This window comes from Streptomyces sp. NPDC001970 (genome assembly GCF_053594115.1).
On the sequence record NZ_JBSFDW010000117.1, the window covers coordinates 1 to 1,503 of the forward strand.

A 1,503-nucleotide genomic window follows, 5' to 3' on the forward strand; every position below is an offset into this window, starting at 1 on the left:
GCAACGCCGTTCAGTTAGGCGTGGGGGCTGTTCGTCAAGGCCGGGGAGCAAGGCAGCGGAGCTGCTGTAGAAGAGGTCTGTCACTCCAAGACATCCTCACCACAGGAGCTCCGCTGTTGGAACAGGCTGCCATAGCAAGGACTGTCGGGGTAGCGGCCGGGGTGTTTGCGCCGGGGCATATCGGGGAGCTGACCCGGATCATTCCGTTCGAGATGGTCGACGAAGTGCTGGCGGAGACCGGGGCGGGCCAGCGCAGGGTCCGGCTGGTGCCGGCACGGGTCACGGTGTATCTGCTGCTGGCCGGGGCGCTCTTTGCCGGGCTGGGCTACCGGCAGGTCTTCGACCGGCTGTGCGCCGGGCTGGCGGGCTTGTCGCTGGTCCGGCCCAGCGGCAGTGCTCTTCGCCAGGCCCGCCAGCGGCTGGGTCCGGCACCCATGAAAGCACTGTTCGGCCTGGTCAGCGGTCCGGCGGCCACCACCGCAGCGGCTGGGCAGTGGCGGGGACTGAGGGTGGTCGCGGTCGACGGCACCCTGTTACCGGTCCCGGACTGTCCGGCCAATCTCGCGGTGTTCACCCGGCAGCGGCTCGGCAACGGGACCTCGGGCTACCCGCAACTGCGTCTGGCCGCGCTGGTGGCCTGCGGGACCCGGTCGGTGATCGGGGCCGTGTTCGGCCCGGCCACGCTCGGCGAGCTGGAGTACGCCCGCCGTCTCGCGGTAGATCTGCGAGCCGGGATGCTGCTGCTGGGCGACCGGAACTTCGCCGCCGCGGGCTTGCTGAACCACCTGGCGGCCACCGGTGCCGAACTGCTGGTGCGCTGCAAGTCGGGCCGGAGCCTGCCGCCGGTGGCCCGCTGCCGCGACGGCTCGACCCTGGCCCGCCTCGGTGCGCTGACCGTGCGCGTGATCGACGCCGAGATCAGCATCCGCACCGCCCGGGGCATCCGCACCGGCCACTACCGGCTGCTGACCACCCTGACCGATCCCGTGGCACACCCGGCCGGCGAACTCGTCCGGCTCTACCACGAGCGCTGGGAGATCGAGACCGCCTACGCGGAGCTGAAGTCCACAATCCTGGGCGGACGCGTCCTGCGGGCCCGCACCCCGGAAGGCGTCGAGCAGGAGGTCTGGGCCCTGCTGACCGCCTACCAGGCATTGCGGATCGCGATGACAGACGCCACCGACAGCATCCCCGGCACCGACCCCGACCGCGCGGGCTTCACCACTGCCCTCGCCGCCGCCCGCGACCAGCTCGTCCTGGCCGCCGGCGTCATCGCCGACACCCACGTCGACCTGGTCGGCACCATCGGCCACCACGTCCTGGCCCAGCTTCTGCCCGCCCGGCGGGTCCGCACCAAAGACCGCATCGTCAAACGCGCGATCTCCAAATACAACGCACGCGGACCCGCCATCGACCGGACCACCTACAAGGCCACCATCAGCATCACCATGCTCACGGACACCTCTTGACACACCCGACTCCGCCCTAACTGAACGGCGTTGG

General features: G+C 70.5%; 1 protein-coding gene. It reads left to right on the forward strand.

Annotated features, from left to right (window positions below; genetic code table 11):
* Window positions 1-1,469: IS4 family transposase (locus tag ACWCP0_RS42105; protein WP_451083986.1), on the forward strand; the 1,469-nt coding region annotated here is incomplete at its 5' end.
* Window positions 1,470-1,503 lie beyond the last annotated feature (34 nt).